The 6,462-nt window shown below is 38.2% G+C and carries 4 protein-coding genes, 11 tRNA genes and 1 rRNA gene; all 16 read left to right on the top strand.

The window, feature by feature from the left end:
• The first annotated feature begins 9 nt into the window (after nt 1-9).
• Nucleotides 10-125, top strand: a 5S ribosomal RNA gene (rrf, locus tag MN581_RS08255).
• A gap of 11 nt (nt 126-136) precedes the next feature.
• Nucleotides 137-210 (top strand) — tRNA-Asn (locus tag MN581_RS08250).
• Between the two features lie 24 nt (nt 211-234).
• Nucleotides 235-324 (top strand) — tRNA-Ser (locus MN581_RS08245).
• Between the two features lie 24 nt (nt 325-348).
• Nucleotides 349-420: transfer RNA gene (locus tag MN581_RS08240), tRNA-Glu, on the top strand.
• A 25-nt stretch (nt 421-445) separates the two neighbouring features.
• Nucleotides 446-518: transfer RNA gene (locus MN581_RS08235), tRNA-Asp, on the top strand.
• Between the two features lie 5 nt (nt 519-523).
• A tRNA-Phe gene (locus MN581_RS08230) sits at nt 524-596 on the top strand.
• Nucleotides 597-599: 3 nt separating this feature from the next.
• Nucleotides 600-680: transfer RNA gene (locus MN581_RS08225), tRNA-Tyr, on the top strand.
• Between the two features lie 7 nt (nt 681-687).
• Nucleotides 688-758, top strand: a tRNA-Trp gene (locus tag MN581_RS08220).
• An 11-nt stretch (nt 759-769) separates the two neighbouring features.
• Nucleotides 770-842, top strand: a tRNA-His gene (locus MN581_RS08215).
• Between the two features lie 10 nt (nt 843-852).
• Nucleotides 853-924: transfer RNA gene (locus MN581_RS08210), tRNA-Gln, on the top strand.
• Between the two features lie 9 nt (nt 925-933).
• Nucleotides 934-1,004: transfer RNA gene (locus tag MN581_RS08205), tRNA-Cys, on the top strand.
• 8 nt (nt 1,005-1,012) lie between these two features.
• Nucleotides 1,013-1,097 (top strand) — tRNA-Leu (locus MN581_RS08200).
• 149 nt (nt 1,098-1,246) lie between these two features.
• On the top strand, nt 1,247-1,711 hold the full coding sequence (locus MN581_RS10120) for a CtsR family transcriptional regulator (RefSeq protein ID WP_117973525.1): 465 nt from the start codon (nt 1,247-1,249) through the stop codon (nt 1,709-1,711).
• 11 nt (nt 1,712-1,722) lie between these two features.
• Nucleotides 1,723-4,179: an ATP-dependent Clp protease ATP-binding subunit gene (locus tag MN581_RS08185; protein WP_241699589.1), complete on the top strand. Its 2,457-nt coding sequence runs from the start codon at nt 1,723-1,725 to the stop codon at nt 4,177-4,179.
• A gap of 113 nt (nt 4,180-4,292) precedes the next feature.
• Nucleotides 4,293-5,213: a peptidase U32 family protein gene (locus tag MN581_RS08180; RefSeq protein ID WP_241699588.1), complete on the top strand. Its 921-nt coding sequence runs from the start codon at nt 4,293-4,295 to the stop codon at nt 5,211-5,213.
• Between the two features lie 12 nt (nt 5,214-5,225).
• The gene (locus MN581_RS08175) at nt 5,226-6,461 is read left to right on the top strand and encodes a U32 family peptidase (RefSeq protein ID WP_241699587.1); all 1,236 of its coding nucleotides are present in this window, start codon (nt 5,226-5,228) and stop codon (nt 6,459-6,461) included.
• Nucleotide 6,462: the final 1 nt, after the last annotated feature.

Raw genomic sequence — 6,462 nt, 5'->3', positions numbered from 1 at the left:
ACATATAAGTGCGGTGACGATGGCAAGAAGGATACACCTGTAACCATGCCGAACACAGAAGTTAAGCTTCTTAGCGCCGAGGGTAGTGAAGGGTTTCCCTTTGTGAGAGTAGGACGTTGCCGTGCTTATATTATTATCCGGCATAGCTCAGTTGGTAGTAGCGCATGACTGTTAATCATGATGTCGTAGGTTCGAGTCCTACTGCCGGAGTTCTTTTAATTAAGGTAAAACTCAGGAGAGTTGTCCGAGTTGGCCGAAGGAGCATGATTGGAAATCATGTAGGCGGTAATAACTGTCTCAAGGGTTCGAATCCCTTACTCTCCGTATACTAAAAGAAATTATGATACTGGCCCGTTGGTCAAGCGGTTAAGACACCGCCCTTTCACGGCGGTAACACGGGTTCGATTCCCGTACGGGTCATAAAATATAATAGAAACCATAATTAGGTTCCGTGGTGTAGGGGTTAACATGCCTGCCTGTCACGCAGGAGATCGCGGGTTCGATTCCCGTCGGAACCGTTATTGGCGCAGTAGCTCAGTTGGTAGAGCAACGGATTGAAGCTCCGTGTGTCGGCAGTTCGATTCTGTCTTGCGCCATTTGGAGGGGTAGCGAAGTGGCTAAACGCGGCGGACTGTAAATCCGCTCCTTCGGGTTCGGCAGTTCGAATCTGCCCCCCTCCATATTTAAAGGGGTATAGTTTAGCGGTAGAACTACGGTCTCCAAAACCGTCAGCGTGGGTTCGATTCCTACTACCCCTGTTAATAATATGGCGACTGTGGCGAAGTGGTTAACGCACCGGATTGTGGCTCCGGCATTCGTGGGTTCGATTCCCATCAGTCGCCTTTTTATTATTGGGCTATAGCCAAGCGGTAAGGCAACGGACTTTGACTCCGTCATTCGTTGGTTCGAATCCAGCTAGCCCAGTTTTTTAAAGGCGGTATAGCCAAGTGGTAAGGCAGAGGTCTGCAAAACCTTTATCATCGGTTCAAATCCGGTTACCGCCTCTTGTTTTGCCGGCGTGGCGGAATTGGCAGACGCGCTGGACTCAAAATCCAGTGCCCATTGAGGGCGTGCCGGTTCGACCCCGGCCGCCGGTATAATTTAGTAAAAAGAGCTTTGAATGATTTCATTCAAAGCTCTTTTGGTATATACAAAGCTAATTAGTATAAATATCTAGATATATTATGTATAATAAAGGTCAATATAAGTCAATTGTTTTATGTTACGTTTGAAGGGTGAGATTTTTATGCAAAATAAAAATATGTCTGATATTATAGAAGATTATTTAAAAGAACTATTGAAGAATGAGGATATTATTGAAATAAAACGAGCTGAAATTGCTAATCAATTTAATTGTGTACCATCACAAATTAATTATGTTATTAACACAAGGTTTACTGTTCCAAAAGGTTATCGGGTAGAAAGTAAACGTGGTGGTGGTGGGTATATTCGTATTGTAAAAGTTAAATTGATAAAATATAAAACCAGAATATGTGAAGAAATTCCAGATATGATAAGTAATGGTTTGACAGACAGTGAAGCATTTGCTATTTTAAATGAACTGCAAGATAATAATCTAATAACTGTACGTGAAAAGTATTTACTTAATTCAGCGTTTAAATTAACTGGTATTAGTCGCTCGGAAGAAGAAAAATTATTGAGATCGAACATGATGATTGATGTATTAGAACGACTAACTTATGAAGAATAGGAGTGATAGGTATGGGTGAATTATTTACTAAAAGGGCTAATGAAGTTCTGAATCTTGCACAAGAAAGTGCTAAATATTTTAGACATGATGTAGTTGGAACAGAGGATTTGTTACTTGCTTTAGCGAAGGAACCAAGAGGTATTGGTGGAAAAGTAATGAGATATTTTGATATTGATGATACTTATCTGTTTGAGGAAGTTGAACAGATTGTTCAATATGGACGTTATAAATCTAAAGAAAACGAATTGCTTCCTTATTCTCCGCGAACTAAGGATGTGTTAGCTTTCGCAGGTGAAGAGGCTAAACGACTAGGGGCGCCAAGCATTGGAACAGAACACATTTTACTTGCTTTGGTTAGAGAAGATACATTATTATCTGCTAGAATTTTAAAAAATTTAGGAGTGGAACTTCCCAAGTTACGCAAAGATATAATGAGAAGAATTGGTATTACAGACAATAATAAAAATGGTAAAAATAGAAAAGCGATTAAGAATTCAGTTGGTGAAGGGACTCCTACACTAGATTCTTTGGCACGAGATTTGACACAGAGTGCTAGAGAAAAACGATTAGATCCTTTAGTTGGTCGCGAGATAGAAGTTGAACGATTGATACAAATTTTAAGTCGTCGAACTAAAAATAATCCGGTACTTGTTGGAGAACCTGGTGTTGGGAAAACAGCTATTGCTGAAGGTTTAGCGCAACGGATTATCGAATCTAATGTACCAAAAGATATGCAAAATAAACGTGTGATGATGCTTGATATGGGAGCAGTAGTTGCTGGGACTAAGTATCGTGGTGAATTTGAGGATCGCATGAAAAAATTGGTGGATGAAATTTACCATGATGGCGAAGTTATTTTGTTTATTGATGAATTACATACGTTGATTGGTGCTGGTGGTGCTGAAGGAGCGATTGATGCATCTAATATTTTAAAACCTGCATTAGCACGTGGAGAACTTCAAACAATAGGGGCAACAACATTAGATGAATATCAAAAATATATTGAAAAAGATTCTGCGTTAGAGCGCCGATTTGCTAAAATTATGGTTGATGAACCCACTGAAGAAGAAACCATTGATATTTTGACAGGGTTGAAATCTCAGTATGAAGAACATCATCAAGTAACCATAACTCAAGAGGCTGTTGAAGCAGCTGTAAAATTATCTATTCGTTACATTAATGATCGTCAGCTTCCTGATAAAGCTATTGATTTGATAGATGAGGCAGCTGCCAAAGTACGCTTGAACCAAACGGAAAAACCATCTCCAATAGTGAAACAACAACGGGTATTAGCTGATATCTATAAGGAAAAAGAAGAAGCGATTATCTCACAAAAATTTGCCGAAGTGGTTGAAATTCGAGAGATAGAAAAGAAAGCCTTAAAAAAATTAGCAAAATTAGTTGAAAAACAAGAAAAAGAATCAGCTGGTTATACACAAAAATTGACCGAAGAAGATATTGAATCTGTCATTTCTCAATGGACTGGTATTCCTTTAACACAGTTAGAGAAAAAAGAGAGTGAACGATTACTTGATTTAGAAAAGGTTATGCATGAACGTGTTATCGGCCAAGAAGAGGCTGTAGAATCTGTTTCACGTGCTATTCGACGTGCGAGAAGTGGGTTGAAGAGTCCAAATCGTCCAATTGGGTCATTTATGTTTTTAGGGCCAACAGGTGTTGGAAAAACAGAATTAGCTAAAACAATTGCTGAAGTGATGTTTGGTTCAGAAGATGCCTTGATTCGAGTGGATATGTCTGAATTTATGGAAAAACATAGTACAAGTCGTTTAGTCGGCTCCCCTCCAGGGTATGTTGGTTATGATGAAGGAGGACAATTGACTGAGCGAATCCGTCAAAAACCATATTCTGTTGTATTACTTGATGAGGTAGAAAAAGCCCATCCTGATGTGTTTAATGTGTTGTTGCAAGTACTAGATGATGGGCATTTAACTGATGCCAAAGGTCGTAAAGTAGATTTTAAAAATACAATTATTATCATGACATCAAATATCGGCGCTACTTCTTTACGAGATGAAAAGACTGTTGGATTTGGTGTAGCAGATGAAACCAAAGATTATAAAGCGATGAAATCTCGTATATTAGAAGAATTGAAAAAATCATTTAGACCGGAATTTTTAAATCGTGTAGATGAAGTGGTCGTATTCCACTCATTAAATAAACAACAATTACATGATATCGTGAAAATCATGTCTAAAGATGTTGTTGAGAGATTAAAAGAACAAGATATTACATTAAAATTAACTTCAGCAGCTATTGATGTTATCAGTAGTGAAGGGTTTGATCCGGAATACGGAGCTCGTCCAATTCGTCGTGCTTTGCAAAAAGAAGTCGAAGATAGACTAAGTGAATTACTCTTGTCAGGTGAACTTCAAACAGGAGATATAGTGACTCTTGGTGCATCAAAAGGGAAAATTAATACAAAAGTAAAAAAGGTAGAAAAAGTGTAACAAACAAGCGTTAGTTAGTTAAATAACTAGCGCTTTTACCTTGTGAAAGATTGCGGTTTATCTATGCAATATGTTAGGATAAAAAGTGTTTATAAAGGATAGGAGTGTCTAGAATGATAGAGATAAGTACGACAGTGGACTCATTAGAACAGGCACGTCAACTGGTCGAATTGGATATTGATGTAATTTGTTTTGGAGAAGAAGAATTTGGGTTACGTTTACCGCATTATTTCACAAGAGAAGAAATGACTGAATTGGTTCAATTAGCTCATAGCAAAGGAAAAAAAGCACGTGTAGCAGTAAGTGCCATTATGCATCCAGATAAAATGGAGCTTATTCCTGAATATTTGGTTTTTTTAGAATCAATTGGAGTAGATGATATTATTGTAGGCGATCCTGGTGTGATTTATGTCTTACAACGAGATGGATATAAACTACCTTATGTATATAATGCTGAAACAATGGTGACTAGTTCAAGGCAAGTAAACTTTTGGGCAAAACGTGGGGCAACTGGTGCAATTTTAGCTAGAGAAATTCCATTTGAGGAGTTGCAACAAATTGCCAAAGATACGCAAGTCTTTACTGAAGTTTTAGTGTATGGTGCGACGTGTATCCATCACTCAAAACGCCCATTGATTACAAATTATTTTAATTTTACGAAGCAACAAGACAATGTTTCTAAAGAAGATGGGTTGTTTATATCTGAACCTAAAGATGAAGAAACGCATTATTCTATTTTCGAGGATAAGCATGGGACACACATTTATGCCACAAATGATGTAGACTTAATGTTTGAATTAAAAGAATTATATGATGCTGGTTTAAGACATTGGAAATTAGATGGTATGTATACTCCTGGGGAAGATTTTGTGAGTATTGTTTCAAGTTTTATTACAGCTAAAAAAGCGTTGATTGGAGACACTTGGGCACAGGATTTGGCAAAATCGCTACAAAAAACGATTATGGAACATCATCCAAAAGGAAGAAGTTTGGATACTGGCTTTTATTATTTAGATCCTGAGGAAATAAAATAGGAGAGAATAAAGATGACAAATACATTGAAACGACCAGAAGTACTGGCTCCAGCTGGTACGCTTGAAAAATTGAAAATTGCGATACATTACGGGGCAGATGCTGTGTATATTGGTGGGAATGCTTACGGCCTAAGAAGTCGTGCTGGGAACTTTTCTTATGAAGAAATGGAAGAAGGTGTCGCGTTTGCCAAAGAACGAGGAGCAAAAGTTTATGTGGCAGCTAACATGGTGACGCATGAAGGAGATGCCAAAGGAGCTGGTGAGTTTTTTAGAAAATTGCGAGATATTGGCATTAGTGCGGTAATCATCTCTGACCCAGCATTAATTGAAGTATGCATTACCGAAGCACCTGGTTTACCGGTTCATTTGTCGACACAATCTTCTGCGACAAATTTTGAAACATTAGAGTTTTGGAAAAATGAAGGACTAGAACGAGTGGTGTTAGGTCGTGAGGTCTCAATGGACGAGGTAGCGAAAATTCGTGAGAATACGGATATTGAAATTGAAGCCTTTATTCATGGTGCGATGTGTATTTCCTATTCAGGTCGTTGTACCTTATCAAATCATATGAGTCACAGAGATGCTAACCGTGGTGGGTGTTCACAATCATGTCGTTGGAAATATGATTTGTTTGATATGCCATTTGGTGAAGAAAGACGTTCATTAACAGACACTGGTGAAGTGAGTGAGCCGTTTTCAATGAGTGCGGTGGACATGTCAATGATCGAACACATTCCTGATTTAGTAAAAAACGGTGTCGATAGTCTAAAAATTGAAGGACGCATGAAGTCGATTCATTATGTATCAACGGTATCTAATGTCTATAAAAAAGCAGTTGATAGCTACATGGCTGATCCGGAAAATTATGTGTGTAAACAAGAGTGGATTGATGAACTGTGGAAAGTGGCACAACGAGAATTAGCAACTGGTTTTTATTATCATATTCCAACAGATGAGGAACAATTATTTGGAAAACGTCGGAAAATCCCAGTGTATAAGTTCATTGGTGAAGTGTTAGAATATGATGACGAAACTAAAATTGCTACTATCCGACAACGAAATCATTTCAGAATCGAAGATCGTATTGAATTTTACGGACCTGGGTTTACTCACTTTGAACAAGATATCAAAGAGATGTGGAATGAAGACGGTGAGTCAATTGAAAAAGCGCCAAACGCTATGATGATTGTCAAAATGCCAGTCGCACAACCAGTTAAACCTGGTGATATGATTCGTAAACAGAAGTAAG

The organism is Vagococcus sp. CY53-2 (genome assembly GCF_022604695.1).
Taxonomy (GTDB): domain Bacteria; phylum Bacillota; class Bacilli; order Lactobacillales; family Vagococcaceae; genus Vagococcus.
Note: the sequence above shows the minus strand (reverse complement) of the source record. Positions and strands in the feature narration are given on the sequence as shown.

Excerpts from the sequence above, each read along its gene's own strand:
- MN581_RS08185 (WP_241699589.1), top strand. The coding sequence starts at position 1,723 with ATGGGTGAATTATTTACTAAAAGGGCTAATGAAGTTCTGAATCTTGCA.
- MN581_RS10120 (WP_117973525.1), top strand. The coding sequence starts at position 1,247 with ATGCAAAATAAAAATATGTCTGATATTATAGAAGATTATTTAAAAGAA.
- MN581_RS08175 (WP_241699587.1), top strand. The coding sequence starts at position 5,226 with ATGACAAATACATTGAAACGACCAGAAGTACTGGCTCCAGCTGGTACG.
- MN581_RS08180 (WP_241699588.1), top strand. The coding sequence starts at position 4,293 with ATGATAGAGATAAGTACGACAGTGGACTCATTAGAACAGGCACGTCAA.